Origin of the sequence: Nocardiopsis ganjiahuensis DSM 45031, assembly GCF_000341085.1 — a bacterium.
Taxonomy (GTDB): domain Bacteria; phylum Actinomycetota; class Actinomycetes; order Streptosporangiales; family Streptosporangiaceae; genus Nocardiopsis; species Nocardiopsis ganjiahuensis.
In genome coordinates, this window is the sequence record NZ_ANBA01000009.1 from 237,009 (window position 1) to 262,976 (window position 25,968).

Below are 25,968 nucleotides of genomic sequence, written 5' to 3' on the forward strand. Positions count from 1 at the left end.
GTCTTTGCACGGCTTTCCCCGGCCTTGGCCCAGCACGGCCTTCTGCGGACCGTTGGGGGCCTTAACCTCGGAGAACGCCTGGGGCGGGCGGCCGTAGTGCCCGGCCGATGCACACGAGAAGGGCAAAGGGTGCAAAAATCGACACAATCATGAAGCAGCCCTCCTACATCCTCGTGGTCAACGGGACCAAGGTCCAGCGCCCCGTGTTCGTCCTCGGCGCGCCCCACTCCGGAGTCCCGGTGATCGCCCGCGCCCTGTCCCGTGCGCCCGGTTTCCATCTGGGAGCGGGTTCCCAGGGCGTTCTCAACGCCGTCTATGCCGTGGCCAGGCGCCCCTCCCTCGCTTTGGAGAAGGTGGGGGGAACCGCGAGCCTGCTCCGGGAGGCCTACGCCGAGACCTGGCACCTCACCCCTCTGACCTGCCCGAAGTGCCCCAGCCCGGGTCCGGGCACCCGGGTGCCCGCCAACACTTCGGCCGAACCCTGTGAGCACAGCGCCGACGCGCGCCGCTTCGGTGACGCCAGCCCCGACCTGTTGTACTCGGCGAGTGCCCTGCACGCGGCGTTCCCCGACGCCCTGTTCGTGCAGATCATCCGGGACGGCCGCGACGTGGTCGCGGACATGATGGAGGACGAGCGGTCGCTGGCCTGGCTCAAGCCCAGTTTCATGAAGCTGGACCACGAGTTCCCCAACCACTTCTTCGGGTTGGAGGAGCAGTCGGATCTGGCTGACTTCACCGACGGTTCGGTGGCGACCAAGTGCGCGATGCGCTGGCGGGGCGCGGTGCGCATGTCCGCGCGGCTGCGCCAGGAGATCGGTCCGGAGCAGCTGCTGACCCTGCGCTACGAGGACGTGCACGGCCAGGAGGTCGACACCGCCGAGCGGCTCCTGGAGTTCACCGGCGCCCGGGTCTCGGCCAGTGAGCTGCTGACGGACCGGTCGTGGGGCGTGGGTTCGTGGCGGGAGCGGTTGAGCCGCCAGGACCACGGTGACGTGCACGAGGTGGCCCGCAACGAACTCTCCCGGCTGGGCTACCTGTAGGCGCTCATTCGGGTACGCCGTGCGCGGTGAGCAGGGTGTCGGCGGCGGTACGCGCGGTGAGCGCGGCGTCGGTGACACCGGAGACGTTGCGGGCGACCACCGCGCCCTCGTGCAGCATGGCGAGGGCGTCGGCGAGCTTCTGGGGTTCGCTCGCCCCCGCCGCCCGGACGAGGTCGGCGTACAGGCCCCGTAGCCAGTGCTTCTGCTCCTCGGCGACGGCCCGGCCGGGGTGTTCGGGGTCGGAGAGTTCGGCGTAGGCGTTGACCATGGCGCAGCCGCGCTGGTTCTCCTCCCCCATCCATTCGTCCAGGGCCTCGAAGGTCGCACCGATCCGGTCGCGCGGGGTGGTGTGCGGGTCCAGGCGGGCGTCGAGGAACTCGCGCCAGCGGGCGTCCCGGGCGCGCAGGTAGGCGACGACGAGTTGGCTCTTGGAGCCGAAGCGGTCGTAGATGGTCTTCTTGGTGACCCCGGCCCGTTCGGCGACCAGTTCCATGCCCACGGTGTTGATGCCCCGGGTGTAGAAGAGGTCGGTGGCCACGTCCAGGACGCGGCGCGCGGCGGGGGTGAGCGTTCTTCCGGCGGTGGTGCTGCCCATGTTCGTGCTCCCGAGATCGGCGACTACATTGTGAGTATACCGACCGGTGTGTTTACCTCACGGTCATGGATACCTCACGTCTTTCTTCCGAGACCCGAACCCGCTCCGGGACCGGCACCGCGGTTCCGTTCCTGCTGGCCGCGGGGCTGGTGGTGATGTGGAGCTCGGGGTTCGTCGGGGCCGAGCTGGGCACCCGGCAGGCCCCGGCGACCACGCTGCTGGCCTGGCGGTTCCTGGTCGTGGGCGGACTGCTGGTGGCCTGGTGCCTGTGGCGGGGGCTGCGGATGAGCGGCCGCGACCTGGCTCTGCACGCGGTGCTCGGGGCCCTGGCCCAGGGCGGCTACCTGTACGGGGTCGTGGCGGCCGCCGAGGCGGGGGTGGCAGCGGGGACCAGCGCGCTCGTCGCCGCGCTCCAGCCGATGGTGGCCACCGCCCTCGCCGTGCCCCTGCTGGGTGAGCGGGTGCGCAACCGCCAGGTCGTCGGGCTGGCCGTGGGGCTGGCGGGGGTGGGCCTGGTGGTGGGTTCTGACCTGCTCCGCCCCGAGGCAGCTCCGTGGTGGGCCTACGCGCTGCCGTTCGGCGCGATGCTCTCCCTGGTGGCCGCCACCCTGCTGGAGCGGCGGACCCGCCCCGGCGGAAGCGTCGTGGAGGCCCTCGCCGTGCAGTGCGGGGTGAGCGCGGTGCTGTTCACCGGCCTGGCCGCCGCGACCGGGACGCTGGCCCCGCCGGCCGATCCCGGGTTCTGGGCCGCCGTGGCGTGGGTGGTCGTGCTGTCCACCCTGGGCGGGTACGGCCTGTACTGGGCCAACCTGGCCCGCACCAGTGTGGCCCGGGTGTCGGCGCTGCTCTACCTGACCCCGCCGACCACACTCGTGTGGACCTGGCTGATGTTCGGCGATCCGGTGGGCGCGGGCGCCCTGGCCGGGATGGGCGTGTGCGTGCTGGCGGTGTGGCTGGTGCGCTCCGCCGAGCGGTGAGCGTTCAGGAGCGCGCCTGTTCGGGGACCTCCTCGGGCTCCCCGGTCCCGGAGGAGTCGGCGAAGGCGTCGTCGACCTCCTCCACCAGCTCGCGGGGCGCGCTCTCGTGGAGTTCCTCGCTGTCGAGCATGTCCGGGACCACCGCCGTGCACTCCAGCTCGACCAGGGCACCGGACTCCAGCAGTTCCGTGACGCCCACGACCGCCATCGGCGGGTAGTACCGGCCCATGTGGCGCCGGTAGACCGAGCCGAGGGTCTTGAGGTTGACCCGGTAGACGCCGACGGCGGTGGTGTAGACACGCATGCTCACCACGTGGACGGGTTCGGCCCCGGCGGCGCGGAGCGCCTCCACCATGTTGGCGAGGGCCTGGTCGAACTGCTGCACCACCGAGTCCCCGGTCAGCACGCCGTCGGAGCGGCGCGCGACCTGCCCGCCCACGTACACGGTGCGGCCCGGGGTGACCACGAGCGCGTGGGAGTAGCCCACGGGGTCGGAGAGGGTGAGCGGATTGATGATCTCGTGTGGCGTCCGGTCCATCGACGGCCCTTCCGTGTCGCTCGGCGCTCTCCCGGGACTCCTTGTGGAAGTGTCGTCGGGCATGGGGTTACGATGAGCGCATGTTCTCTTCTGTGCTGTCCGTCCTGGCCCTGACCGCAGTGGTCGGGCTTGTCGTCGCAATCTTCGTCGCCGGCGGCGTGTACGCCGCCCGGGTGCGCCGCACCGGGATCGACGCCACCCTCGCGAACGCCCGCAAGGTCCGCGAGCTCCGCTAGCGGAGCTCCCTCATCCGCCGTCGAAGCTGTCCGGGTCGGGGCCGAAGCGGTGGTTCTCGTTGAGAGCGCTGATCCGGGCGACCTCCGCCCCCGGGAGCTCGAAGTCGAAGACCTCGAAGTTGGAGCGGATGCGCTCGGGCGTCACCGACTTGGGGATGACCACGTTGCCCAGCTGGATGTGCCAGCGCAGCAGGATCTGCGCGGGTGTGCGTCCGTGTGCCCGGGCCAGCTCGGCGATGAGCGGGTGGCTCAGGAGCTCGCCCTGACCCAGAGGACTCCATGCCTCGGTGGCGATGTTGCGCTCGGCGCCGAAGGCGCGCAGCTCCTCCTGGGTGAGCAGCGGGTGCAGTTCGATCTGGTTGACCATGGGAGCGATCCCGCCCTCCTCCATGACCCGCTCCAGGTGCGGGCGCTGGAAGTTGGACACCCCGATGGCGCGCACCCGGCCCTCCGCGTAGAGGCGTTCCATCGCCTTCCAGGTGGGGACGTAGAGGTCGCGCTGGGGCAGCGGCCAGTGGATGAGGTACAGGTCCAGCACGTCCAGGCCCAGGCGGCCCAGGCTGGCGTCGAAGGCCCGCAGGGTGGCGTCGTACCCCTGGTCGGAATTGGCCAGCTTGGTGGTGACGAACACGTCCTCGCGCTCGAGCCCCGACCTGCGCAGCGCTTCACCCACCCCGGCCTCGTTGCCGTAGGCGGCAGCGGTGTCGATGCTGCGGTACCCCGCCGCCAGGGCGTGTGAGACCGCCTCGACCACGGCGTCGTCGGGCACCTGCCACACACCGAAACCCAGCTGTGGGATCCGCAGCCCGTTGTTCAGCGTGATGCCGGGAACCGTCATCGTTCTCATCCCCCGTAATCCCCCGTCCGACCTGGGCACTCTCCCGGGCCTGTGTGCGCATACTGCCATGTCGGCGGGGATCGGGTCCTGAGGCTGCGCCGCAGATGTGCGCGGTTTTTACCCGGATAGCCGATCCCGGCCAGGGGTGCGGCCGGGCGGTAGGCTGCCCGGTCACGGGTGGTCGGAGGGGACGGATGGGGCACGAGGAGCGTGTGCGGGTCAGCGCCGAGCTGGAGCGGGACCGGGCCGGGCTGGTGGAGCGGATCGTCACCGAGGTCTACGCCGAGGTGCCCGCCTACCGCGCTCTGCACGGATCCCAGCTGGCGGAGGTCCGGGCGATCACCGGCTGGCTGGTCACCCGGTCCCTGGAACTGTGGGTACGCGATGCCTCGCGCCTGCCGCCCGAGGACGTGGAACGGCTCCGCGGGATCGGGCGGGCCCGGGCCGCCGACGGGCGTTCGATCGGCGCCGTGGTCCGGGCGCACCGGGTCGGATCGGCCGCGGCGGTACGGCTGGTGCGCGAACAGGCGGGCGACAGGCTCGACGCGGACGACGTGTTCGCTCTGAGCGAACTCTGGCTGGCTTCCCTCGACCAGATCTCCGAGAACCTGGCGACCGGGCACGCCGAGGCCGCGGAACAGCTGGACGCGGACCGCGAACGCGCCCGCCGCGCCCTGCTCGACGATCTGCTCATCGGCCGCCAGGCCTCCCAGGGGGCGGTCCGGGACCGCGCACGCACCCTGGGGATCGCCCCGCCCGACCCGGCGGTGCTGGTGGTCGCCGAACCGGCGCGGGACCCGGCCGAGCGGGGACGCGTACCGGCGGAGAACGTCACGGTGTCAGTGGGTCTGGAACTGCTGGCGGAGGCGGCGCCCACCGGGGCGGACCCGTTGGTGACCACGCGTTCGGGGCGGGTGGTGGTGCTCGCCTCGGCGGAGGACGCCGAGCGTGTCACCGGGACCCTGGTCGAACGCGGCTGGCACGGCTGCGTCCTGGAACCGCGCGGGCTGACGGACATGTCCGCCGCCTACCGGCTGGCCGACGGGGCACTGGAGACCGCTCCCCCGCACGCCTTCGGGGCGGACGGCCTGCTGCGGGACTCCGACGCCTGTGTGCTCGCCCTGATCAACGGCGGTGCGATCGTCCCGGCCACGGTGCGCGGGGTCGTGTTGGGGCCGCTGCTCGCGCACGACAACCTGCACCTGTTGGAGACCCTGCGCGCCTACTTCCGTGAGGGCGCGGCGACCACGGCCGCGGAGTCCCTGCACGTCCACGCCCAGACCCTGCGATACCGGCTGAGGCGGATCCGCGAGCTGACCGGTCACGACCCGCACCGCCCCTGGCCGAGGTTCGTCCTGGAGACCGCCTGCGCGATAGCGCCCTGAGCAACCCACGAACCCTGAGCGCGCCTCGTCCCCACGGGTCCGGGTGGGTAGGAAGGTTGCGGACCGTCCCCTTCGGAAGGCTGAGAATGACCCGCACACCCCCCGCCCTGCACGGACCCGAGTTCGAGGCGGACCCGCACCCCGCCTACCGGTGGTTGCGCGAGCACGAACCCGTCCACCGCGTGGACCTGCCCGGCGGAGCATGGGCCTGGTTGGTGACACGTTACGGCGACGCCCGGGCCGTGCTGGCCGACCCGAACATGCTCAAGGACCCGGCCAGAGGCAACGAGACCTGGTACAGGGCCGGATTGGGCCTGCCCTTCGACCACCGCCCCAGCCTGGTGCGGAGCATGGTCAACGTGGACGCCCCGGACCACACCCGGCTCCGGAAGGTGACCGCCGGCGCCTTCACACCGCGGCGGGTCCGAGCACTTCAGGCCAGTGCCGAGCGGATCACCGGCGAGCTCCTGGACGCCCTGCGGACGGCGCGGTCGCCGGATCTGGTGCGCGACCTGGCCTACCCGCTGCCCATCGCGATCATCTGCGACATCCTCGGGGTGCCCGAGGACGACCGGCCGGAGTTCCACCGGCAGGCGGCGGTGATCGACTCCGCCTCCTTCGACGAGGTCGAGGCGATCGCCGGGGCCACGAACTGGTTCGACTCCTACCTGGGCGGCCTCGTGGACGCCCGCCTGGCCGAGCCCTCGGACGACCTCCTGGGTGACCTGGTGGAGGCCCACCGCGCGGGCGAGCTGTCCCGGGACGAGGTGACCTCGACGGCGTTCCTCCTGTTGGTGGCGGGGCACGAGACCACGGTCGCGCTGATCGGCAACATGCTGCTCACCCTGCTGCGCAACCCCCGGGAGATGGCGCGGCTCCGGGGGGACCACGGCCTCGTGGGCGCGGCGATCGAGGAGTCGCTGCGGTTGGAGAGCCCTCTGCAGAACGCGACCTGGCGGTTCCCCGCGGAACCGGCCACCGTGGGCGGCGTACGCCTGGAGGCGGGCGAGCCGGTGCTGGTGTCGTTGCTGGCCGCCGGACGCGACCCGGAGCAGTACGAGGACCCGGACGTGTTCGACCCCGGGCGCGGGGCCTCACACCTGTCCTTCGGTCACGGGGCGCACTTCTGTGTGGGCGCCCAGCTGGCCAGAGTGGAGGCGCGGGTGGCGGTCACCGCGGTCCTGGACCGGCTGCCGGGGCTGCGCCTGGCGGTGGACGAGAGCGAGCTGCGGTGGTGGCCGAGCATGATCATGCACGGGCTGTTCGCCCTTCCGGTCGATTTCGACCGGAGGGTCTCCTGAATCCTTGCCCCGCCATGGCGTGCGTTTTCTCTTCCGACAACGGTCCGTGACCAAGACTGGCTGGCGGGGCTCTTCCGGCCCCCGCAGTACACCGACCCGGAGGGGGAACCAGCAGTGACCACCGCCGACCAGCGTTCCAGCCAGACTCCCAAACCCCGCAGCAGCCAACCGTGGCTCCACCAGAGGGGCGAGGAGATCCAGCAGTTCGGAACCGTCCGGCAGCTCCCCGTCGGCCTGTCCTACGATGCGCGGATGTACTCGTGTCAGCGGCTCAACCAGGTCCTGTGCGATCTCCGGATCCTGCACGACCTGTACAAGAAGCACCACTGGCTGATGCGCGGGCACACCTTCTACCAGCTGCACCTGCTGATGGACAAGCACGCCGAGGAGCAGACCGCGCTCATCGACACCGTCGCGGAACGCGTCCAGACCCTGGGCGGTGTGGCGGTCGGCGATCCGAGGCACGTCGCGGAGATCACCAACATCCCCCGTCCGCCGGACGGCGTCGAGGAGGTCCCGGCGATGCTCTCCCGCCTGTTGGAGGCACACGAGACCGTCCTGGAGGACGCCCACGACGCGGCCGCACGCGTGCAGGAACTGGGTGACGACGGCACCAACGACGTGCTCGTCTCGGAGGTGATCCGCACCAACGAGCTCGAGGCCTGGTTCGTGGCCGAGCACCTGGTGGACACACCGCTCGTGCACACCTGACCGAACGCTCACCGGAGGGCCGGGCCGTGCGCCCGGCCCTCCGGTCTGTCCGGTCACGGCACCCGATCCCGAAATCAGCGGGAATCGGGGCTTCGAACCGGAGAGACGGGTAGATAAACGGGCGTTGAGCCGTGGCCCCCCGACCCGGGCGGGTTCCGGTACCCGTACTCCCGTCCCCCGGAGGTACCGACGTGACCGCTTCCATCGCCCTGCCCCATGTCATCCGCGTGGGTTCCGGCGCCTCGGCCGAGCTGGCCGGAACCCTCGACTCCTTCGGCCTGTCCCGGCCGCTGGTGGTGACCGACCCCTTCGTCGCCGGACAGCCCTTCTTCCAGGAGATCCTGGACCTCCTGAAGAAGGCCGGCCTCTCCCCCGGGGTGTTCACCGAGACCGTTCCCGACCCCACGACCGCGGTGGTGGACGAAGCGCTGCGCGCCCTGCGGGAGGGCGGTTTCGACTCCCTGGTGGCGGTGGGCGGCGGCAGCCCCATCGATACCGCCAAGGCCGTGGCCCTGCTGGGTGCGCACGGCGGACGGATACGCGACTACCGGGCTCCGGTGGTCACCGACGCGCCCGCCCTGCCGGTGGTGGCGGTGCCGACCACCGCGGGCAGCGGTTCGGAGTGCACCCGGTACAGCATCGTCACCGACGCGGAGACAGGCGAGAAGATGTTCTGCACGGGGCTGGCCATGCTGCCCCGTGCCGCTCTGGTGGACTTCGAGCTCACCATGGGCATGCCGAGGCGGTTGACCGCCGACACCGGGGTGCACGCCCTGACCCACGCGATCGAGGCGTTCGTGAGCGCCAGGGCGAACCCGGTCTCCGACGGGCTGGCCCGCGAGGCCATGCGCACGATCTTCGCCCACCTGCGGACCGTGTACGCCGACCCGGGGGATCGCGAGGCGCGCGAGGCCGTGATGGTGGGCGCCACCCAGGCCGGGATGGCCTTCTCCAACTCCGGTGTCGCCCTGGTGCACGGGATGAGCCGACCGGTCAGTGCGCACTTCGGAGTGGCGCACGGGCTGGCCAACGCCATGCTCCTGCCGGCGGTCACGGAGTTCTCGGTACCGTCCGCGCCCGCTCGCTACGCCGACTGCGCCCGCGCGATGGGGTTGGCGGCCTCGGACAGCACCGACGGGGAGGCCACGGGTGCGCTGGTGTGGGAGTTGCGCCTCCTGTACCAGGAGCTGGAGGTGCCGACCCCGCGCGGGTACGGGATCGAGGCCGAACGCTGGTGGGAGCTGGCCCCGCTGATGGCGGAGCAGGCCCTGGCCTCCGGCTCCCCCGCCGACAATCCGCGCGTGCCCACCGCCGAGGAGATCGTGGAGCTGTACCACTACGTGTACGGCTGACCGCCCACGGGCCGGGCGGACAGCGAAGAGGGGCCTCGGGGTCCGTGCGTTCGCGAACGCACGGACCCCGAGGCCCGGCCCCTTCCGCGGATCAGCGTGTGATGCCCCAACGGCGGCGCAGGGAGCGGTCGGCCCAGTTGAAGAACACGTCGATCATGATGCCGATGACCAGCACGATGATGATGTAGCTGAGCAGCCGGTCGGCGTCGTTGAGCTGGCGGGCCTGGCTCAGCGCCCAGCCGATCGAGTTCTGCTGGTTGATGATCACCAGCAGCTCGCCGGCCATCAGGGAACGCCAGGCGAACGCCCAGCCCTGCTTGAGGCCGCTGACGAACATCGGCAGCGCGGCCGGGACGATCAGCAGCGTGTACCGCTGGACCCCGCGCAGGTTCATGACGTGCCCGGCACGCAGCAGCAACGGCGACACGTAGTCGATACCCGAGGTCAGGCCGCCCGCGATGGAGGGGGCGGCGCCCAGGACGATCACGAACATGATCGCCGACTCGCTGATGCCGTACAGCAGCATCGCGAACGGGAACCACACGATCGACGGCATGGTCTGCAGGCCGGTGATGAGTGAACCGATCGCCGCGCGCAGCGGTTTGAACTGTGAGACCGCCAGCCCGACCACGACGCCCACGACCAGGGCCAGCGCGAACCCGACGAAGGCCCGGCGCATGGTGACCTGGACGGCCGTCCAGAACTCGGGGTCGGTGATCTCGTTGAACAGGGCGGGCAGCACCCGGTCGGGGCCCGGGAACACGAACTCGGTGCGCCAGCCGGACCACACCACGGCCTGCCAGGCGAGCAGCACGATGGCCACGGCGGCCAGTTTGGGCCAGGTCGAGGCCCAGATCCCGCGGGCGACGTCCCCTGCGCCGCGCTCGTCGGCGCCCCGCTCGGGCTGGAGTTCGAGGGCGTCGAGCCCCTGCACCTGGCGGTCCCGCACGTCGGTCTCAGGCATGGCGCGAAACCTCCTCACGCAGTCGGTCGGTGATGGTGGCGGCCTGTTCGGCGATCTGGCCGGAGTCGATCCGACGGGGGCGCTCGCCCTCCACCGTGAACTCCTTGATGACCCGTCCCGGACGGCTGGACAGCAGCACGACCCGGTCGCCCAGGCGCACCGCCTCCCGCACGTTGTGGGTGACGAAGACGACGGTCAGCGACTTCTCCCGCCAGATCCGCTCCAGCTCGTCGTGGAGGATGTCGCGGGTCATGGCGTCCAGGGCGCCGAAGGGCTCGTCCATGAGCAGGAGATCGGCGTCCTGGGCCAGGGCTCGGGCCAGGGCCACCCGCTGGCGCATGCCGCCGGAGAGCTCGTGGGGGCGTTTGCGCTCGAATCCGGACAGGCGCACCAGGGCGAGGAGTTCGGTCACGCGTCGGCGGCGCTCGGCCTTGGGGACCTTGTTGACCTTCATGGGCACCTCGATGTTGGCTCCCACGGTCAGCCACGGGAAGAGCGCGGCCTCCTGGAACATCATGGCCACGCGGTGGCCGCCGACGTCCACCGCGCCCGTGGTGGGCTCCTCCAGCCCGGCGATGAGGGAGAGCAGGGTGCTCTTGCCGCAGCCGGAGGCGCCGACGACGGCCAGGAACTCGCCGGTGCCGACATGGACGGTCATACCGTCGATGGCGGTCACCGCGCCCCTGCCCCGGCCGAAGACCTTGGAGATGTCGTCGATCTCCACGGCACTCGTGCCGGTGAGGTTCCTGCTCTCGGTCATGGTGGTCATGGGGCCCTTACCCTTCCAACCCGGCGACCGGCTCGTGTCCGGCCTCGGCCAGGACGTCGTTGAGCGGGTCGAGGGCGTAGATTCCGTTGAGGTCGACGGGGTCCAGCAGTCCGATGGCCTCGGCCTGCTCGGCCTTGATGAGCAGTGACTGAGCCGCGGGGTCCACGGTGAACGTCACGTTCTGGAAGGCCGTGGCGGTGAGCTCGGGGTCGAGTTCACCGCCGGTGACCTCCTCCAGGTGGACGCGGGAGGCCTCAGCGGCCTCATCGGGGTTGTCGTTGATCCAGTCGACGGACTCGACGTGGCCGCGGAGCAGGTTCTCGACGGCCTCCGGTTCACGTTCCAGGAAGGCGGCGTTGACGATGAGGAGCGTGGTGACGTACTGGCCGCCGGTCCGCTCCCACACCTCCTCCTCGTCGACGAGCAGGTGGGCGCCGTCCTCGGCCAGGAGGCGGCTGAGGTGGGGTTCGGGGATCCAGGCGCCGTCGATCTCGCCGGCCCTGAAGGCGTTGACGGTCTCCGGGTTCTCCTGCGGGACGATCGACAGGTCGCCTCCGCCGGCGGTGTCGACCTCCCATCCCTGCTCCTGGGCGAACCAGCGCAGCGCCACGTCCTGGGTGCCGCCGAGCATCGGGGTGGAGAGGGTCTTTCCCCGAAGGTCGTCGACGGTCCTGATGCCGTCCCGGACCACGAGGCCCGCGCCCTGGGTGGCGGCTCCGGCGATGACGTGCAGGGCCTCGCCTTCCGACTGCGCCCAACCGTTGACGGCGGGGTTGGGCCCCACGAAGGCTGCGTCGACCTCGCCGGAGAACACGGCGTTGATGGCGTCGGGCCCCGCGTTGAAGGTCTGGGTGTCGAGCTCGACCCCGCCCAGCGCCCGGTCGATGATCCCGTTCTCCACGCCCACGAGCGCGGGCGCGTGGGTGATGTTCGGGAAGTAGCCGAGGGTCAGGACGGAGGAGTCGTCGGCCCCCGCACCCGCGCACCCGGTGACGCCCAGCCCGAGGGCCAGAGCGGCCGCGGCGACTCGCAGCGGGGTGGCGGAAACACGCATTCAGAGGTCCTTTTCGGGGTGCCGTCGGAGGGACGAACAAAACTCTACTTAATAAGTAGGTTTTGTGGAAGCACCACCCCCCGAGTTTCGAACAGCCGTGACCTGCCCGGATCCGTTCCCCCTCACCCGGAGTGCGTCTCAGCCCGTGGGAACCCGCAGTTCAGCCCGGAATGCCCCGAACCCTCCCAGAGCCGGACGACCACCCTGCGCGACACCGGGATCCGTTCGCGCACCGCAGGACCCCGCGATGCGACCCGGATCACACGAGGGGGCCGGGGGTGTCGGATGCCGCCCTCCCCCGCCCCTCGGCCACGGCCCGGAGGCCTTCCCGGCCGCGGCAGGCGCGGGCCGTACGGCCCGGCAGACACAGAAGGGCGGTGGAGCCCGGGGAGGCTCCACCGCCCTACAGGGGGGGTGGGAGGGGCGTCTCAGCGCCCGCGGATGGCTATTCGGAGATGTCGCCCTCGGCGTCGACCGCCAGGACGACGCCTTGCCAGGTCTCCTTGATGTACTCCAGGACCCGCTCGTCGTGGAGCAGTTCGGCCAGCAGCTGGACGCGCTCGTCGTCGGAGTTCTCGTCCAGCACGACCAGGCCGTTGGCGTACTTCTCGACGTAGTCGTCGCCCTCGGGCTCCCAGGCCAGGACGTTGGCCTTCTCGGCGATCTCCGCCTCGATGGCGTAGTTGCCGTTGATGACGGCGGCGTCGACGTCGGAGATCGAACGCGGGAGCTGCGCCGCCTCCAGCGGGGTGACGACCAGGCCGTTCGGGTTGTCGACGATGTCGTTCTCGGTGGCGGTCTCACCGGCCTCGGGGTCCACGGTGATCAGACCCTCGGTCTCCAGGATGCTCAGCGCCCGGTTGAGGTTGGCCGGGTCGTTGGGGACGGCGACCTTGGCGCCCTCGGGCAGGTCGTCGGCGCTCTCGTAGGTCTCGGAGTAGAGCCCCAGCCGTTCGATGTGAACGTCGGTGACGTAGGTTAGTTCCGCGTCGGGGCCGTTCTCGAGCCACTCGTTCATGAACGAGCGGTGCTGGAAGTAGTTGGCGTCCAGGTCACCGTCGACGAGCGCCGCGTTGGGCGTGTTGTAGTCGGCGATCTCCTCGATCTCCAGCTCCAGCCCGGCCTCCTCGGCGAGGTTCTCGTCGATGAAGGCGAGGATGTCGCCGTGCGGCACCGGGCTGACACCGACCCGGAGCGGTCCTTCCCCTGCCTCGGCGGACCCGGCGGCCTGCTCGCTGGGGGAACCGCAGGCGGCGAGGGCCAGAGTGAGGACGGCCGCGCCGATGAGGGTCGAGGTCGTGCGCATGGTGCACTCCTTCGTGATCGTGGGTGGAGGATCGCGGGGGGAGTCCGGTGACGGCGCGAACGCCGGAACCGGGCGCCCGAAGTGCCCTGTTGAGGCGAAGACGAGCTGACCAGAGCCTATCCTACCTTCTTGGTAGGAAAAATCTGTTTCGCCCTGGTGCAAACGTGGCCTTCAGCACAGCACGAAGGAGGACCGACCGACCCGGCAACTTTCCCGGGATGGAAAGCGCGGACGCTCACGGCCGGGCGGTCCGAGGGGTTGGCAGGGCCCTTCCCTCGCCGGGGAAGAAGGGCACCCCTGGCCTCTCAGGGATGCCCTTTCCGTACACGGGGTCGACGGTTCAGGCGACCGGCGTCTCAGGAGCGGCGAACAGGCCCCGCACCCGGTCGGCGAACCGGGTGAGCGCGGAGCGCAGGCGGCTCGCCCGTGGGACCGCCCGCAGCCCGGGGCGGACCGCCACCGGGGCGGGTCCGGCGAGCGGCGCGGTGACGGTGAGCCCGTGCGGGGCGCGGCGCAGGAAGGGCCGCCCGACGGGGGCGTCCAGAGGTATCCGGTACAGGACGGAGCGGTCGGTGCTCCGCACGAGCACGAGAGAGTCCCCCTCCTGGAGGACGAGGACCCGACCGGGATCGATCCCCGGGGCGAGTTCGACGTGGACCACGAGATCTCCCCCGCTGCGGCCGCTGTCCACCCGGGCCACGGGCTCGGCTGCGAGCTGGGCCCACAGGGCCTCGTCCACCCCTTCGAAGACATCCGTCACGCGCATCGAGGCACTCCCATCGACTTGAGTTGTCTGGACTCAAGTTTATTGATGCACCCCCACCGGGGCAAGGAGAATGCCGGTGCCTCCCCGCCGTGGACAGCCGCCTCCGCACTCAGACGAGCTCGGCCAGCCGGGGGATCTGGTCGGAATCGGCCAGCGCCGAACCCACCGCGACCATGCTGGCCCCCGCATCGAGGAAGGCCTGCGCGTTGTGGGCGTCGACACCTCCCGTGGCCACGATCCGCAGGTCCGGGAACGGGGCGCGGACGGCCTTGATCCAGTCGGCGCCGAGCACCGAGGCCGGGAAGGCCTTCACCCAGCGGGCACCGGCCTTCAGGACCGCCTGTACGTCGGTGGGGGTCGCCACCCCGGGCAGGTGGGGCATCCCCGCCGCTTCGGAGGCCGCCATCACCTCCGGGTCGAACCCGGGGGCCACCGTGAAGGCGGCCCCCGCCTCGGCGACCGCGCGCACCTGCTCGGTGGTGATGACCGTTCCGGCGCCGACGGGCAGGCCGCGTTCGGCCCCCGCCGCGACCGCGGCGCGCAGGACCGCCATGGACCCCGGATCCCTCGCGGGTATCTCGACCGCCGTGACACCCAGGTCCCAGGCACGGGTGGCGAGCCCGACCGTGGTGGCGGCCGGCATGCCGCGCAGGATGGCCATCACCCGCTGTCCCCCGAACAGGCCGTCCAGGCCGCCGCCCGAAGTGCTGTCGTCGTTGCCGTTGCTCACTGCCGTCTCCTTCACTGGCGCTGCTCTGTCGTCGCGAGGGCCCTGCTGGCCGACGCGCGCCACTGTTCGTCGGGGAGGTCGAGGAGGGCGGCCAACGCCTCCCGGCCAGGCGGGTCCGCGAGGTCGCCGACCACGCGCAGGACCGCACCCGCGCACAGGTGTCCCAGCCGCAGGCGGCCGCGGGAGCCCAGGCCCCGGAGCTCGCCGGACAGGTATCCGGCTGCGAAGGCGTCACCCGCACCCACCGGCTCGACCACGTCCACGACCGGGGCGGGAACGTGCGCCACCCGGTCGCCCACGAACTCGGTGGCGCCGTGCTCGGCGTCCTTGACCACCAGGCGCGGCACCCCGGGGAGCAGCACGCGGACGTCCTCCGCGGTCGCTGTGCCCCACAGTGCCTCCGCCTCGTCGCGGCCGACGAAAACGATGTCGGCCGAGCGAGCCAGGTCGAGCAGGCGGGGCGCTGCCGCCCCTGGTTCCCACAGCCCCGGCCGGTGGTTGACGTCGAAGCTGACGACGGTCCCCGGGCCGAGGAGGAGTCGCTCGGAGAGGGCGTCGGCCGAAGGCGACAGGGCCGCCGTGATACCGGTCAGGTGGACGATGCGGGCGTTCCGGACCAGGGAGTGGCCGACGAGTTCGGGCCCCAGGGCGGAGGCTGCCGAACCTGAGCGGTAGTAGTGCACCCTGCTCCCGGACGGATCCGGGTCCTTGGCCAGCAGGCCGGTGGGGCGCCGGGGATCCGACTCGACCCCCGAGACGTCGACCCCGCGCTCGCGCAGGGTTCGGGTGAGGAGGCGTCCGAAGGGGTCGCCCCCCACCCGGCTGAGCCAGGCCGCGCGGTGGCCCAGGGCGGCGACCCCGCACGCGACGTTGGACTCCGCGCCGGCCACGCCCGTACGCAGGGTCCCGGCCCGGTCCAGCGGTGTGCCCGGTGCTGGGGCGAGCAGGAGCATGGTCTCCCCCACACAGGTGACCAGAGGGTTCACGAGTCGTCTCCGAAGGCCCGGGCGGGCGGGGCGGGGACGTCCACGGGGACGGCGAAGACCGCTCCGTCGTACGGGCCGGGTGCGGACAGGCCGACGGTGGCGGAAGTGACGAACAGCGTCGGTTCCGCCTCGCCGACCACGCACACGCTGGTGGGTTGGACCGCGGGTAGTTCCAGGACCCGGTCCAGGGTCGCGTCCGGGGCGTACCGGTGGACCCGCCCGGCTCCCCAGACCGCGACCCACAGGTACCCGGCGGAGTCGACCTGCATCCCGTCCGGGGCGCCCCCGTCCGCCTCGGTGAAGCACCGAAGGTCCCGGACGTCTCCGCCCGGGCCGATCTCGCAGGTGTCGATGCGTCCGGCGTGGCTGTCGGCGAGGTACATGCGTGTGCCGTCGGGGGTGAAGGCGGGGCCGTTGGGGACGGTGTAGCCGCCCAGGACCCGGGTGAGTGTCCTGTCGGGGTCGGTCCGGTAGAGCGAGCCCGCGCCCGGGGTGGCGTCGTAGGCCATGGACCCGGCCCAGAAGCGGCCCGACGGATCACAGCAGCCGTCGTTCATCCGCATGGGCGTGGCGGCGCCCTCCTCCGGCTGACCGATCCAGTCGGTCCCCTCACCCAGGAGGGCGACACCGGTGCCGGCCGCGGCGATGTACCGTCCGGGAGGTCCCGCGAAAGGTGCCGCGGCGCCCAAGGGCACCTGCAGTCGGCGCAGCTCACGCGCGGGGCCCGGGCGGCGCGGGTCCAGTCGGAGCAGTCGCCCGCTCAGGATGTCCACCATGAGCAGGTCGTCCCCGACCCAGCGCAACCCCTCGCCCAGTTCGAACCGGTCCGTGCTCCACGGTTCGGGTACGTCTCCCATCTCCACTCCTGACGTGTTTTCCCGCGTCGTCCGCGGGTCTTCGGCGGCTACCACTCGGCGAACGATCCGTCGGCGTGGCTCCACACCGGCGGACGCCAGCGGTGGCCCACCCGATCGGCTCTGCGTACCGCCGCCTCGTCGATGTCCACGCCGAGCCCCGGGGCCCGAGCGGGGCGGATGTGGCCGTCCGGGAAGGCGAACACCGCCGGGTCGCGGACGTAGTCGAGCAGTTCGGCGTCCTTGTTGTAGTGGATCCCGATGCTCTGTTCCTGGATGAGGAAGTTGGGGGTGGCGAAGGCGACCTGCAGACTGGCGGCCAGCGCGATGGGCCCGAGCGGGCAGTGCGGCGCGAGCAGGACGTCGTAGGTCTCGGCGAGGGCCGCGATACGGCGCACCTCGGAGATCCCTCCCGCGTGGGAGAGGTCCGGCTGGGCGACCGCGATCCCGGCCTGGAGGGCGGGCAGGAAGTCGGTCCGGGAGTACAGGCGCTCCCCGGTGGCGATCGGGACCGGGCTGGCCCGGACCACGCTCTCCAGCAGGTGGCCGTACTCGGGCAGCAGGGGTTCCTCCACGAACATGGGGCGCAGCGGTTCCAGGAGCGGCAGGACCCTGCGGGCGGTGGCGGCGTTGAACCTGCCGTGGAAGTCCACCGCCACGTCCCGGTCCGGGCCCAGCACCTCGCGTACCCCGGCCAGCCGGTCCACCACCGCGTCGATCTCGCGCGCCGTGGCCGATCGCCCCATCACACCGGAGCCGTTCATCTTCACCGCGGTCAGACCCGCCTCCACCCGAGCGGCCACCGCCTCGGCCAGCTCGGAGGGGTCGTCGCCCCCGACCCACCCGTACACGCGGACCCTGTCGCGCACCGGGCCGCCCAGGAGCTGGTGCACGGGGACGCCGAGGCGCTTGCCCGCGATGTCCCACAGCGCCTGGTCGAGTCCGGCCACGGCGCTGGAGAGCACCGGGCCGCCCCGGTAGAAGGCGGCTTTGGTGAGGCGCTGCCAGTGGTACTCGATCGCGCCGGGGTCCTCGCCCAGCAGCAGGTCGGAGAGCTCGTCGACCGCGGCGCGCACGGTCTCCGCCCGGCCCTCGACGACCGGTTCGCCCCAGCCGACCACGCCCTCGTCGGTCTCCACGCGGCAGAACAGCCACCGCGGGGGGACCAGGAACGTCTCGATGCGGGAGATCTTCATTTCGGCTCTTCCAGCTCGTCGTGTGCCGCGCCACCGGCCCCGATGGCGCGGAGGAGGTCCTCCTCGGCCTGCCGCAGCAGCGCGCTCATGGCCTCCTCGGCCGCCCGCGGATCGGCGGCGGCCACCGCGTCGGTGACCGCGCCGTGGCTGGGAACCGGGTCGCCGTGGTCGCCGCTGTGCACGAGCCGGTCCCGTTCGGACAGGCCGGCGGCGAAGAAGACGTCCGTGCGGGTGAACAGCTCGTTGTGGGTGGCCGCGAGCAGGGCGCGGTGCCAGCGCAGGTCGGCCTCGGCCTCCTCCTCGGGTGTCCCCCCGCGGGCGGCGGCGATGGCGGCCAGCGCCGCGCGCAGGTCGGCCACGTCCTGGTCGGTTCGGCGAGCGGCGGCCAGCCGGGCCGCGACCGGTTCGAGGGCGCCGCGCAGCTCGGCCAGATCGCGGAAGAAGTCCTGCCCGGCCCCCGCCGCGATCTGCCAGCCCACCACGTCCGGGTCGAGCAGGTTCCAGTCGGCGCGGGGGCGCACGAACGTGCCCTTCTTCTGCCGGGATCCCACCAGGCCCTTGGCCGCCAGCACCTTGATCGCCTCACGGATCGCGGTCAGGCTCAGGTCGAGTTCCTCGCTGAGCGCGGCGAGGTCGATGGTCTCGCCCTCGCCGAACCGACCGGAGAGGACGCGCTTCCCCAGCAGTCCGACCGTCTGGCCGTGCACACCGCGCCCCGAGTAGGCCGCCATCGGTTCCTCCGTTCCGGATGCCCTCCAGGACTCGACGCGAGCATGTCAGTGAGACCTGGGTAACGTCAATAATAAATACTAATTAATGATTTCATCCCTGGGCAGGCTTGATTCCGACGCCACCTGCCCTCGTGTGCGGACCACCCGATCACTTAGGTTGTGACTGGCGTCACCGGCCCACCCGCGACGCGACGACAGCTTCGCCCCCGACCCCACGGAGCAGACATGGCATTGGTCGCCGGAATCGACAGTTCCACCCAGTCCTGCAAGATCGTGGTCTGTGACGCCACCACCGGAAAGGTGGTGCGCGAAGGCCGCGCGCCACACCCCGACGGCACCGAGACCGACCCCGCACACTGGTGGACGGCGCTGACCACGGCCTCCTCCGGCCTGCTCGACGACGTCTCGGCCGTGTCCGTCGCCGGCCAGCAGCACGGCATGGTCGTGGTCGACGAGGACGGCGAGGTCATCCGCCCCGCCCTGCTGTGGAACGACGCCCGCTCCGCCGGGGCCGCGCACGACCTCGTCGCCGAACTCGGCGGCCCCAAGGCCTGGGCCGACGCCGTGGGCAACGTGCCCGTGGCCAGCCTGACCGTCAGCAAGCTCCGCTGGCTCGCCGAACACGAACCCGGCAACGCCGCCCGCGCACGCGGGGTCATGCTCCCCCACGACTGGCTGACCTGGCGGCTGGGCGGCACCCGCGCCGAACCCACCACCGACCGGGGCGACGCCTCCGGCACCGGCTACTGGTCGCCCGCCGAAGGCTCCTACCGCCCCGACCTGATGGTCAGGGCCTTCGGTCGCGAACTCGACCTGCCGCGCGTGGCCGCACCCTCGGAACCCGTGGGCCACACCCCCGAAGGTGCCGTGATCGCCCCCGGAACCGGCGACAACATGGGGGCGGCGCTCGGCCTGGGCCTGCGCCCCGGCGACGCCGTCGTCTCCCTCGGCACCAGCGGCACCGTGTTCGCCGCGCACGACCGGGCCACACACGACCCCACCGGGACCATCTCCGGCTTCGCCGACGCCACCGGCCGCTTCCTCCCGCTCGTGTGCACCCTGAACGCGGCGCGCGTGCTCAGCGCCACCGCCTCCATGCTCGGCACCGGGCTGGCCGGGCTGGACACACTCGCCATGACCGCCGACCCCGGCGCGGACGGGCTCGTCCTGCTGCCCTACCTCGACGGCGAGCGCACCCCGGAGCTACCGCACGCCTCAGGCTCCCTGCACGGCCTGCGCCGCGACAACATGCGCCCGGAGAACGTGGCCCGCGCGGCCGTGGAGGGCATGCTGTGCGGACTGGCCGACGGTCTGGCCGCCCTGACCGGGAACGGGGTCCCGGTCGAACGCGTCCTGCTCGTCGGCGGCGGTGCCCGCTCGGCCGCCGTGCGCGCCGTGGCCCCACTGGTCCTGGGCACGCCCACCGTGGTTCCGCCCGCCGCCGAGTACGTGGCCATCGGCGCCGCCCGCCAGGCCGCCTGGACCCTCGCCGGAACCTCCGAGCCGCCCACCTGGACGCTGGGCGCCCCGGAGGAGGAGTCGGCCCACACCTCCGACGTCGGACTCCGGATCCGTGAACGCTACGCCGAGCAGCGCCGCGCCGCCCACGGTGTCTGACCCGGAGCCCTGCCGGGGCGCGGGTCCGGTGGCTGGCGGGGCAGGGGTCCGGTGGCTGGCGGGAGCAGGGGCAGCCCGTCCGGAAGGTTCCCCGTGAGGAACCCCGGGGTCAGGGCTGTGCGCCGCCCTGCCACTTGTCACGGAGAAACTCGTCGACGTCGTAGGGCATGAGGTTGAGCGGCGGCCCGGGGACGACGCTCGCGTTCATCTCGCGGATCTTCTTGTTGAGGCCCTCGAGGAGGTCCCGCACCCGCTTCTCGGTGCCGGCGGTGCGGGCCTCCGCCACGGTGTCCTCGGCTTCCTTGCGGAGCCTGAGGGTGGGCGGGAGCATCGACACGTTCTCGCTCCTGAGCTTCCTCTTGATCCACCAGTTCTCGTCGTAGGGCCGGTCGATGTCCGGGATCGGCTTGCCCGCACCGGGGAGGTCGTCGAACTCCCCCCGCTCGCGGGCCTGCCTGACCTGGGTGTCGATCCAGGACTCGAAGTCCATCCCGGTGGGTTTGCGTTCTGTCATCGAACCGCCTCCTCGAGGTCCGGCCGCGGAGCGTACGCGGACGGGTTCAGGGCCTGCTTCCATCATGCGACACTCCCCGCGAAAGCCCGCGTGGCCCCCTGAACCAGGGTGTTCTAGCGTGGGGGCCGAACCACTTTCCTCCCCCTGCGGGAGTACACGGAACGGTGACTATGAACGACACCTCTCTGCGCCGGTTGGGCACCTCCGACCTGCGTGTCTCCCCGTTGAACCTGGGCGGCAACGTCTTCGGGTGGACCGCGGACGAGACCACGTCCTTCGCGATCCTGGACGCCTTCCGCGACTCCGGCGGCAACTTCGTCGACACCGCCGACTCCTACTCGGCCTGGGCCGAGGGGCACACCGGCGGGGAGTCCGAACGGGTCATCGGCGGCTGGCTGGCCCAGCGCGGCCACGGCGACATGGTGATCGCCACGAAGGTCAGCCAGCACCCGGACTTCCGAGGGCTGTCCGCCAAGAACGTCAAGGCGGCCGCCGAGGCCTCCCTGGGACGGCTCGGCCTGGAGACCGTCGACCTCTACTACGCCCACTTCGACGACCCCGACACCCCGGTCGCCGAGAGCGCCGAGGCCTTCTCCTCGCTGGTCGACGAGGGAAAGGTCCGGTACGTGGGCCTGTCCAACCACAGCCCGGACCGCATCCGCGAGTGGCTGGCGGCCTGCGACGAGAACGGCTGGCACCGCCCGGTGTGCGTACAGCCCCAGTACAACCTGGTCGAGCGCGGCATCGAGCACGACCTGGTGCCGCTGGCCCAGGCGGAGGGCCTGGCTCTGCTGCCCTACTTCGGGCTGGCCCGCGGCTTCCTGACCGGCAAGTACCGGCCGGGGGCCGACAACGACCACAGCCCCCGCTCCGGCAAGGCCCGCGCCTACCTGGACGAGCCGCGCGGGGAACGGGTTCTGGCGGCCCTGGACACGATCGCGGCCGAGCGCTCCGCGGCGGTGTCCACGGTCGCCCTGGCCTGGCTGGTCGAGCGCCCCGGCGTGACCTCGGTGCTCTCCAGCGCCCGTGACACGGAGCAGCTGGCGGGTCTGCTGGCCCTGAACCACCTGCGCCTGACCGCCGAGGAGACCGCTCTCCTCGACGAGGCCTCCGCCTGAACCCCGTGCACCGGTGAGGATCCGGCGGGGACCGTCCCCCGCCGGGCCCGCGCCCCCGCGCCACCGGCGCCGGGGCGGGTGGTACCGCCTGCTTCAGGCGCATTCACATAGGGTGATCCTGCGACTCCGATGGGCCTTTGCGCCTGTCCATCACCATCACGGAGGACGACACGACATGAGCACCGACTTTCCTGACGGCCCGGGCGGCGACCCCGGGTCCTTCGACGAGTTCCTGGCGCGGTTCCTCGGCGGATCACGCGGGCCCGTCCGCCGGGTGGACCTCTCCAAGCTGATGAGCCCCGAAGCGCGCACCGTGGCCGACGCCGCCGTCCGGCGCACCCTGGAGAGCGGCGGGACCGACGTCGACTCGGTCCACCTGCTGTGGTCGCTGCTGCGCTACCCGCCCATCCGCGAACTCCTGGACCGCACCGACGCCGATCTGCCGACCCTGGAGAACGTGGTCGGCCAGGCCGTCGCCCAGGCGCCGCGCGCGGTGCGCGGCGGCGCGGCCCGGCTCACGCCCGCGGCCAAACGCACCTTCCTCGACTCCCTCCAGATCGCCCGCGCGACCGGAAGCGCCAGCATCACACCCGAACACCTGCTGTTCGCGCTGGCGGTCAACCCCGACGCCCCGGTCGGCCAGCTGCTGCGCGACTCCGGGGTCACCCCTCAGTCCCTCCAGAAGGCGGCCGGGCCGGTGCCCGCCGCGGAGCAGACCGAGACGGCACCGTCCAACACACCGCAGCTGGACGAGTTCGGCACCGACATGACCGCGCTCGCCCGCGAGGGCCGCCTGGACCCGGTGGTCGGCCGCGAGGACGAGGTCGAACAGTGCATCGAGGTGCTGGCCCGGCGGCGCAAGAACAACCCGGTGCTCATCGGTGACCCGGGTGTGGGCAAGACCGCGATCGTGGAGGGCATCGCCCAGCGCATCTTCGACGACGACGTCCCCGAGACCCTGCGCGGACGGCGCCTGGTCCAGCTGGACCTGTCCGGCATCGTGGCGGGCACCCGGTACCGGGGCGACTTCGAGGAGCGGCTCAACGCGATCGTGGACGAGATCCGCGCGCAGTCGGACCAGCTGCTCATCTTCATCGACGAGATCCACACCCTGGTCGGGGCCGGTGCGTCCGAGGGGTCGACCAGCGCCGGGAACATGCTCAAACCCGCGCTGGCCCGCGGTGAGCTGCACATCGTCGGCGCGACCACCGTCGACGAGTACCGCAAGAACATCGAGAAGGACGCCGCCCTGGAGCGCCGGTTCCAGCCGATCCAGGTGCCCGAGCCGTCGGTGGAGGACACCGTCGACATCCTGCGCGGCCTGCGGGACCGCTACGAGGCCCACCACCAGGTGCGGTTCAGCGACGAGAGCCTGGTCGCCGCGGCCGAGCTCTCCGACCGCTACGTCACCGACCGCTTCCTGCCGGACAAGGCCATCGACCTCGTCGACCAGGCCGGGGCCCGGGTGCGGCTGCGGTTGAAGACCTCCAGCACGACCCTGCGCGATCTGGAGAAGAAGCTCAAGGACCTGGAGGAGCGCAAGGAGAAGGCCGTCCAGGAGGAGGACTACGAGAAGGCCTCCGCGCTGCGCGACGAGATCAACGCGGCCAAGGGCAGCATGCACCAGGCACGCGGCACCGGTTCGGCGGTGCCCGAGGTGGGCCCGGCCGACATCGCCGAGGTGGTCTCGCGCAGCACCGGTATCCCGGTGACCCAGCTGACCCAGGAGGAGAGGGAGCGGCTGGTCAACCTGGAGGAGGTGCTGCACGCCCGGGTGATCGGCCAGGACGAGGCGGTCACCGCCGTCTCCGAGGCGATCCGCCGCAACCGTGCCGGGCTGGGCGACCCGGACCGGCCGGTGGGCAGTTTCCTGTTCCTGGGGCCCACCGGTGTGGGCAAGACGGAGCTGGCCCGGGCGCTCGCGGCGGCGCTGTTCGGTTCCGAGGACGCCATGGTCCGGATCGACATGAGCGAGTTCCAGGAACGGCACACCACGAGCCGCCTGACCGGGGCTCCCCCCGGTTTCGTGGGCTACGAGGAGGCCGGTCAGCTCACCGAAGCGGTGCGGCGGCACCCGTACTCGGTGCTGCTGCTCGACGAGGTCGAGAAGGCCCACCCGGACGTGTTCAACCTGCTGTTGCAGTTGTTGGACGACGGTCGGCTCACCGACGGCCAGGGCCGCACCGTGGACTTCCGGAACACGGTGGTCATCATGACGAGCAACCTGGGCTCGGAGGTGATCACCGGCGGCGGCCCGATGGGCTTCAGCGCCGACGGGCAGATGGACCCCGACACCGAGCGCCGTGTCATGCGCCGGTTGAAGGAGGAGTTCCGCCCCGAATTCATCAACCGCATCGACGAGGTCATCGTCTTCGACCAGTTGGACGAGAAGGAGATCGGCCAGATCACCCGCCTGATGCTGGCGCGGACCGAGGAGCGCCTGCGGGCCCAGGACATCCAGGTGCGGTTCACCGACGAGGCGGTCAAGTGGCTGTCGCAGCGCGGCTACCAGCCCGAGTTCGGCGCCCGCCCGCTGGCCAGGACCATCCAGCGCAACGTGGGCAACCGGCTGTCGAGGATGGTGCTCGACCGGCAGGTGGTCGCCGGTGACCACGTGGTGGTGGACGCCGACGGGGACGACCAGCTCACCATCGCCACGGTGCCGTCCTTCTAGGGCCTGGGAAAACGCCGAGGGGCGCCGGAGGTTCTTCCTCCGGCGCCCCCGTGTGTGTCAGGCGCCGATCTCAGGCGCCGGTGTCAGGCATCGCTGTCAGGCGCCGGTGCCGCTGGTGCGGATCTGCTCGCGGATCCACTCCCCCGCGGGCTTGAGCGCTCCGGTCCCCCCGAAGGGGCCGCCGGCGGCGCAGGTGCCCGGCTCGAAGACCGCCCCGGAGCGGAAGTCGTCCGAGAAGTTCCAGTTCACCCAGCTGATCTGTTCCTCGGCCATGAAGTCGAGGTAGGCCTGGGCCGAGGCGAAGTCGTCGGGCCCGTCACCGGTGTGCTCCTGGGTGCCGAACTCGGTCACGAACAGGGGCAGCTCCTGGGCCGCCTGGCGGAAGACGTCGAAGTGGGGACCGCCGTGCGAGGCCGCGTAGAAGTGGTACACGTACATGATGTTGTCGGCGTCGACCGGGTCGGCGACGATCTCGGAGTGGTCCGAGCCCTCGGACACCCCCAGCGAGGACCAGGCGCGGGTGCCGACCAGCACGACCGCCTCGGGGTCCTGCTCGCGGATCACCGGGATGACCTGTTCGGAGTACCCCTTGACGGCGTCCCAGGAGACCCCGTTGGGCTCGTTGGCGATCTCGTAGAGGACGTTGTCCTTGTCGGAGTGCGCGGCGGCCATCTCCGCGAAGAAGTCCAGGGCGAGATCGGTGTTGTGGTTCGGGTCGCCGGGCGTGAGCATGTGCCAGTCCACGATCACGTAGAGGCCGCGCCGGGTGCCCTCCTCGACGAGCTCGTGCACCCGGTCGGTGAAGCCGCGCGGGTCGGTCTCGTAGCCGCCCTCCTGGATGTACATGGACACCCGGAGGACGTCGGCGTTCCAGTCACCGGCGAGGGCGTCGAGCGAGGCGTCGGTGAGGCAGTCGTCGAACCACTGGAGGCCGTGCGAACTCATCCCGGTGAGTTGGACCGGCTGGCCGTTCTCGTCGCAGAGTTTGAGCCCGCACACCTGGAGCTGCCCGTGTGCGTCGACGGCGCTCAGAGCGGTCTCGTCGGAGACGGGGACGGCTTCGCCGCGGTCGGCGGGCTCACCGGTGAACAGGGCGGCTCCCAGGAGGAGCGCTCCCACAACGGCGGGGCCGAGGGTGCGCAGGAGTCTTCCGCGGGCGGGGGCGAAGGAGGAACCGGGGGTGGGGTCGGGGGCGGGGGTGGTGCGGTGGTGCGCCAAGGAGGAACCTCCAGCGGGGTGCGGACCGGCCTGCGCGAAGGGGTTCGCGCGGCCCTGATCCGGAAGGAGTGTTTCCTGAAGAAGCTAGGTTCCGGTTGCTCAAACGTCAAGGGCGGCTACCCAAGGTGATCACACGTTCCCGAACCTCCCCGTGGGGCACAGCCGTACCGGTGTGCCCCAGGACAGGTTCCCCGTCGGCCCCTGACTCGGACGCCCTGAACCGGGCGCCCCGGTTCAGGCGGGCTCGGGCTGGGGCTTGGGCCCCGGCGGTTCGGGGTGCGGGACGGGCTCCGGCGGTTCGGGGACCGGGCTCGGCTCCGGCGGAATCGGATCGGGCGGCATCGGTGCCGGCGGGAACGGATCCGGCGGCATCGGGTCGGGCTGGCGCAGCGTCCGGCCCGACGTGCTGCGTACGCTCATGAGGGCTTCCTCCTCTCGGCGCTGTGTCCCTGCTGAAGGGGTTGATCGGCAACTCGCCCCTCGGTGGGAGTACGTGTC

26 protein-coding genes are annotated in these 25,968 nt (G+C 71.5%); 10 read left to right on the forward strand and 16 right to left on the reverse strand.

Annotation, left to right across the window (positions count from 1 at the left end; translation table 11 throughout):
• The first annotated feature begins 149 nt into the window (after positions 1-149).
• Positions 150-1,040 carry a sulfotransferase family protein gene (locus tag D458_RS0112225; RefSeq protein ID WP_017587038.1) on the forward strand — a complete coding sequence of 297 codons (891 nt, stop codon included), beginning with the start codon at positions 150-152 and terminating at the stop codon, positions 1,038-1,040.
• A gap of 4 nt (positions 1,041-1,044) precedes the next feature.
• On the opposite strand, the gene D458_RS0112230 is transcribed toward D458_RS0112225, so the two are convergent.
• Positions 1,045-1,635 carry a TetR/AcrR family transcriptional regulator gene (locus D458_RS0112230; RefSeq protein ID WP_017587039.1) on the reverse strand — a complete coding sequence of 197 codons (591 nt, stop codon included), beginning with the start codon at positions 1,633-1,635 and terminating at the stop codon, positions 1,045-1,047.
• Positions 1,636-1,700: 65 nt separating this feature from the next.
• On the opposite strand from D458_RS0112230, the gene D458_RS0112235 reads away from it, so the two are divergent.
• Positions 1,701-2,612 (forward strand): DMT family transporter, encoded by a 912-nt coding sequence (locus D458_RS0112235; RefSeq protein ID WP_017587040.1) that lies wholly within the window; start codon positions 1,701-1,703, stop codon positions 2,610-2,612.
• 4 nt (positions 2,613-2,616) lie between these two features.
• Here D458_RS0112235 and D458_RS0112240 read toward each other — a convergent pair whose 3' ends face one another.
• Positions 2,617-3,150, reverse strand: coding sequence for a RidA family protein (locus tag D458_RS0112240; RefSeq protein WP_017587041.1), 534 nt, complete (start codon positions 3,148-3,150; stop codon positions 2,617-2,619).
• An 80-nt stretch (positions 3,151-3,230) separates the two neighbouring features.
• Here D458_RS0112240 and D458_RS36960 point away from each other — a divergent pair, with 80 nt between their 5' ends.
• Entirely contained in the window at positions 3,231-3,386 is a 156-nt protein-coding gene (locus D458_RS36960; RefSeq protein WP_017587042.1) for a hypothetical protein, read from the forward strand.
• A 10-nt stretch (positions 3,387-3,396) separates the two neighbouring features.
• On the opposite strand, the gene D458_RS0112250 is transcribed toward D458_RS36960, so the two are convergent.
• A complete protein-coding gene (locus D458_RS0112250) occupies positions 3,397-4,224 on the reverse strand; it encodes an aldo/keto reductase (RefSeq protein WP_017587043.1) in 828 nt (275 codons plus the stop codon).
• A 194-nt stretch (positions 4,225-4,418) separates the two neighbouring features.
• Between D458_RS0112250 and D458_RS0112255 the strand changes: the two genes are divergently transcribed.
• From D458_RS0112255 to D458_RS0112270, 4 genes are all read left to right on the forward strand, one after another.
• On the forward strand, positions 4,419-5,609 hold the full coding sequence (locus D458_RS0112255; protein ID WP_017587044.1) for a PucR family transcriptional regulator: 1,191 nt from the start codon (positions 4,419-4,421) through the stop codon (positions 5,607-5,609).
• Between the two features lie 86 nt (positions 5,610-5,695).
• Positions 5,696-6,910 carry a cytochrome P450 family protein gene (locus D458_RS0112260; protein WP_017587045.1) on the forward strand — a complete coding sequence of 405 codons (1,215 nt, stop codon included), beginning with the start codon at positions 5,696-5,698 and terminating at the stop codon, positions 6,908-6,910.
• Positions 6,911-7,024: 114 nt separating this feature from the next.
• Positions 7,025-7,621 (forward strand): Dps family protein, encoded by a 597-nt coding sequence (locus D458_RS0112265; RefSeq protein WP_017587046.1) that lies wholly within the window; start codon positions 7,025-7,027, stop codon positions 7,619-7,621.
• 191 nt (positions 7,622-7,812) lie between these two features.
• Positions 7,813-8,973 carry an iron-containing alcohol dehydrogenase gene (locus tag D458_RS0112270; RefSeq protein WP_017587047.1) on the forward strand — a complete coding sequence of 387 codons (1,161 nt, stop codon included), beginning with the start codon at positions 7,813-7,815 and terminating at the stop codon, positions 8,971-8,973.
• Positions 8,974-9,064: 91 nt separating this feature from the next.
• Here the strand turns inward: D458_RS0112270 and D458_RS0112275 are convergent, their stop codons facing one another.
• From D458_RS0112275 to D458_RS0112320, 10 genes are all read right to left on the reverse strand, one after another.
• Complete coding sequence (locus D458_RS0112275) at positions 9,065-9,937, reverse strand: ABC transporter permease (protein WP_017587048.1); 873 nt, start codon at positions 9,935-9,937, stop codon at positions 9,065-9,067.
• Positions 9,930-10,706: an ABC transporter ATP-binding protein gene (locus D458_RS0112280; protein WP_017587049.1), complete on the reverse strand. Its 777-nt coding sequence runs from the start codon at positions 10,704-10,706 to the stop codon at positions 9,930-9,932. Before D458_RS0112280 ends, D458_RS0112275 begins: the two co-directional genes overlap by 8 nt.
• A 7-nt stretch (positions 10,707-10,713) precedes the next feature.
• Entirely contained in the window at positions 10,714-11,760 is a 1,047-nt protein-coding gene (locus D458_RS0112285) for an ABC transporter substrate-binding protein (protein WP_017587050.1), read from the reverse strand.
• A gap of 445 nt (positions 11,761-12,205) precedes the next feature.
• Positions 12,206-13,066 (reverse strand): MetQ/NlpA family ABC transporter substrate-binding protein, encoded by an 861-nt coding sequence (locus D458_RS0112290; protein WP_017587051.1) that lies wholly within the window; start codon positions 13,064-13,066, stop codon positions 12,206-12,208.
• A 340-nt stretch (positions 13,067-13,406) separates the two neighbouring features.
• Positions 13,407-13,832: a hypothetical protein gene (locus tag D458_RS0112295; RefSeq protein WP_017587052.1), complete on the reverse strand. Its 426-nt coding sequence runs from the start codon at positions 13,830-13,832 to the stop codon at positions 13,407-13,409.
• A gap of 109 nt (positions 13,833-13,941) precedes the next feature.
• Positions 13,942-14,493 carry a bifunctional 4-hydroxy-2-oxoglutarate aldolase/2-dehydro-3-deoxy-phosphogluconate aldolase gene (locus D458_RS0112300; protein ID WP_083936316.1) on the reverse strand — a complete coding sequence of 184 codons (552 nt, stop codon included), beginning with the start codon at positions 14,491-14,493 and terminating at the stop codon, positions 13,942-13,944.
• A gap of 80 nt (positions 14,494-14,573) precedes the next feature.
• A complete protein-coding gene (locus tag D458_RS0112305; protein ID WP_017587054.1) occupies positions 14,574-15,548 on the reverse strand; it encodes a sugar kinase in 975 nt (324 codons plus the stop codon).
• A complete protein-coding gene (locus tag D458_RS0112310) occupies positions 15,545-16,405 on the reverse strand; it encodes an SMP-30/gluconolactonase/LRE family protein (RefSeq protein WP_017587055.1) in 861 nt (286 codons plus the stop codon). The genes D458_RS0112305 and D458_RS0112310 overlap by 4 nt, the downstream gene beginning before the upstream one ends.
• A 47-nt stretch (positions 16,406-16,452) precedes the next feature.
• A complete protein-coding gene (dgoD, locus tag D458_RS0112315) occupies positions 16,453-17,598 on the reverse strand; it encodes a galactonate dehydratase (protein WP_017587056.1) in 1,146 nt (381 codons plus the stop codon).
• Positions 17,595-18,329, reverse strand: coding sequence for a FadR/GntR family transcriptional regulator (locus D458_RS0112320; protein WP_017587057.1), 735 nt, complete (start codon positions 18,327-18,329; stop codon positions 17,595-17,597). Before D458_RS0112320 ends, dgoD begins: the two co-directional genes overlap by 4 nt.
• 225 nt (positions 18,330-18,554) lie before the next feature.
• Here D458_RS0112320 and xylB point away from each other — a divergent pair, with 225 nt between their 5' ends.
• Positions 18,555-19,946 (forward strand): xylulokinase, encoded by a 1,392-nt coding sequence (gene xylB, locus D458_RS0112325; protein ID WP_026119232.1) that lies wholly within the window; start codon positions 18,555-18,557, stop codon positions 19,944-19,946.
• 109 nt (positions 19,947-20,055) lie between these two features.
• Here xylB and D458_RS0112330 read toward each other — a convergent pair whose 3' ends face one another.
• Positions 20,056-20,460 carry a DnaJ family domain-containing protein gene (locus D458_RS0112330; RefSeq protein WP_017587059.1) on the reverse strand — a complete coding sequence of 135 codons (405 nt, stop codon included), beginning with the start codon at positions 20,458-20,460 and terminating at the stop codon, positions 20,056-20,058.
• Positions 20,461-20,630: 170 nt separating this feature from the next.
• On the opposite strand from D458_RS0112330, the gene D458_RS0112335 reads away from it, so the two are divergent.
• Complete coding sequence (locus D458_RS0112335; protein WP_017587060.1) at positions 20,631-21,578, forward strand: aldo/keto reductase; 948 nt, start codon at positions 20,631-20,633, stop codon at positions 21,576-21,578.
• A gap of 175 nt (positions 21,579-21,753) precedes the next feature.
• Positions 21,754-24,252: an ATP-dependent Clp protease ATP-binding subunit gene (locus tag D458_RS0112340; protein ID WP_017587061.1), complete on the forward strand. Its 2,499-nt coding sequence runs from the start codon at positions 21,754-21,756 to the stop codon at positions 24,250-24,252.
• 96 nt (positions 24,253-24,348) lie between these two features.
• On the opposite strand, the gene D458_RS0112345 is transcribed toward D458_RS0112340, so the two are convergent.
• Together D458_RS0112345 and D458_RS35475 are read right to left on the reverse strand one after the other, a co-directional pair.
• On the reverse strand, positions 24,349-25,470 hold the full coding sequence (locus D458_RS0112345) for a glycoside hydrolase family 5 protein (protein ID WP_017587062.1): 1,122 nt from the start codon (positions 25,468-25,470) through the stop codon (positions 24,349-24,351).
• A 234-nt stretch (positions 25,471-25,704) separates the two neighbouring features.
• Positions 25,705-25,890, reverse strand: a complete 186-nt coding sequence (locus D458_RS35475; protein ID WP_083936293.1) for a hypothetical protein — start codon at positions 25,888-25,890, stop codon at positions 25,705-25,707.
• Between the last annotated feature and the right edge of the window lie 78 nt (positions 25,891-25,968).

Coding starts and splice junctions, on each gene's coding strand:
- D458_RS0112225 (WP_017587038.1), top strand. CDS start 150: ATGAAGCAGCCCTCCTACATCCTCGTGGTCAACGGGACCAAGGTCCAG.
- D458_RS0112230 (WP_017587039.1), bottom strand. CDS start 1,635: ATGGGCAGCACCACCGCCGGAAGAACGCTCACCCCCGCCGCGCGCCGC.
- D458_RS0112235 (WP_017587040.1), top strand. CDS start 1,701: ATGGATACCTCACGTCTTTCTTCCGAGACCCGAACCCGCTCCGGGACC.
- D458_RS0112240 (WP_017587041.1), bottom strand. CDS start 3,150: ATGGACCGGACGCCACACGAGATCATCAATCCGCTCACCCTCTCCGAC.
- D458_RS36960 (WP_017587042.1), top strand. CDS start 3,231: ATGTTCTCTTCTGTGCTGTCCGTCCTGGCCCTGACCGCAGTGGTCGGG.
- D458_RS0112250 (WP_017587043.1), bottom strand. CDS start 4,224: ATGACGGTTCCCGGCATCACGCTGAACAACGGGCTGCGGATCCCACAG.
- D458_RS0112255 (WP_017587044.1), top strand. CDS start 4,419: ATGGGGCACGAGGAGCGTGTGCGGGTCAGCGCCGAGCTGGAGCGGGAC.
- D458_RS0112260 (WP_017587045.1), top strand. CDS start 5,696: ATGACCCGCACACCCCCCGCCCTGCACGGACCCGAGTTCGAGGCGGAC.
- D458_RS0112275 (WP_017587048.1), bottom strand. CDS start 9,937: ATGCCTGAGACCGACGTGCGGGACCGCCAGGTGCAGGGGCTCGACGCC.
- D458_RS0112280 (WP_017587049.1), bottom strand. CDS start 10,706: ATGACCACCATGACCGAGAGCAGGAACCTCACCGGCACGAGTGCCGTG.
- D458_RS0112285 (WP_017587050.1), bottom strand. CDS start 11,760: ATGCGTGTTTCCGCCACCCCGCTGCGAGTCGCCGCGGCCGCTCTGGCC.
- D458_RS0112290 (WP_017587051.1), bottom strand. CDS start 13,066: ATGCGCACGACCTCGACCCTCATCGGCGCGGCCGTCCTCACTCTGGCC.
- D458_RS0112295 (WP_017587052.1), bottom strand. CDS start 13,832: ATGCGCGTGACGGATGTCTTCGAAGGGGTGGACGAGGCCCTGTGGGCC.
- D458_RS0112300 (WP_083936316.1), bottom strand. CDS start 14,493: ATGGCCATCCTGCGCGGCATGCCGGCCGCCACCACGGTCGGGCTCGCC.
- D458_RS0112310 (WP_017587055.1), bottom strand. CDS start 16,405: ATGGGAGACGTACCCGAACCGTGGAGCACGGACCGGTTCGAACTGGGC.
- dgoD (WP_017587056.1), bottom strand. CDS start 17,598: ATGAAGATCTCCCGCATCGAGACGTTCCTGGTCCCCCCGCGGTGGCTG.
- D458_RS0112320 (WP_017587057.1), bottom strand. CDS start 18,329: ATGGCGGCCTACTCGGGGCGCGGTGTGCACGGCCAGACGGTCGGACTG.
- xylB (WP_026119232.1), top strand. CDS start 18,555: ATGGCATTGGTCGCCGGAATCGACAGTTCCACCCAGTCCTGCAAGATC.
- D458_RS0112330 (WP_017587059.1), bottom strand. CDS start 20,460: ATGACAGAACGCAAACCCACCGGGATGGACTTCGAGTCCTGGATCGAC.
- D458_RS0112335 (WP_017587060.1), top strand. CDS start 20,631: ATGAACGACACCTCTCTGCGCCGGTTGGGCACCTCCGACCTGCGTGTC.
- D458_RS0112340 (WP_017587061.1), top strand. CDS start 21,754: ATGAGCACCGACTTTCCTGACGGCCCGGGCGGCGACCCCGGGTCCTTC.
- D458_RS35475 (WP_083936293.1), bottom strand. CDS start 25,890: ATGAGCGTACGCAGCACGTCGGGCCGGACGCTGCGCCAGCCCGACCCG.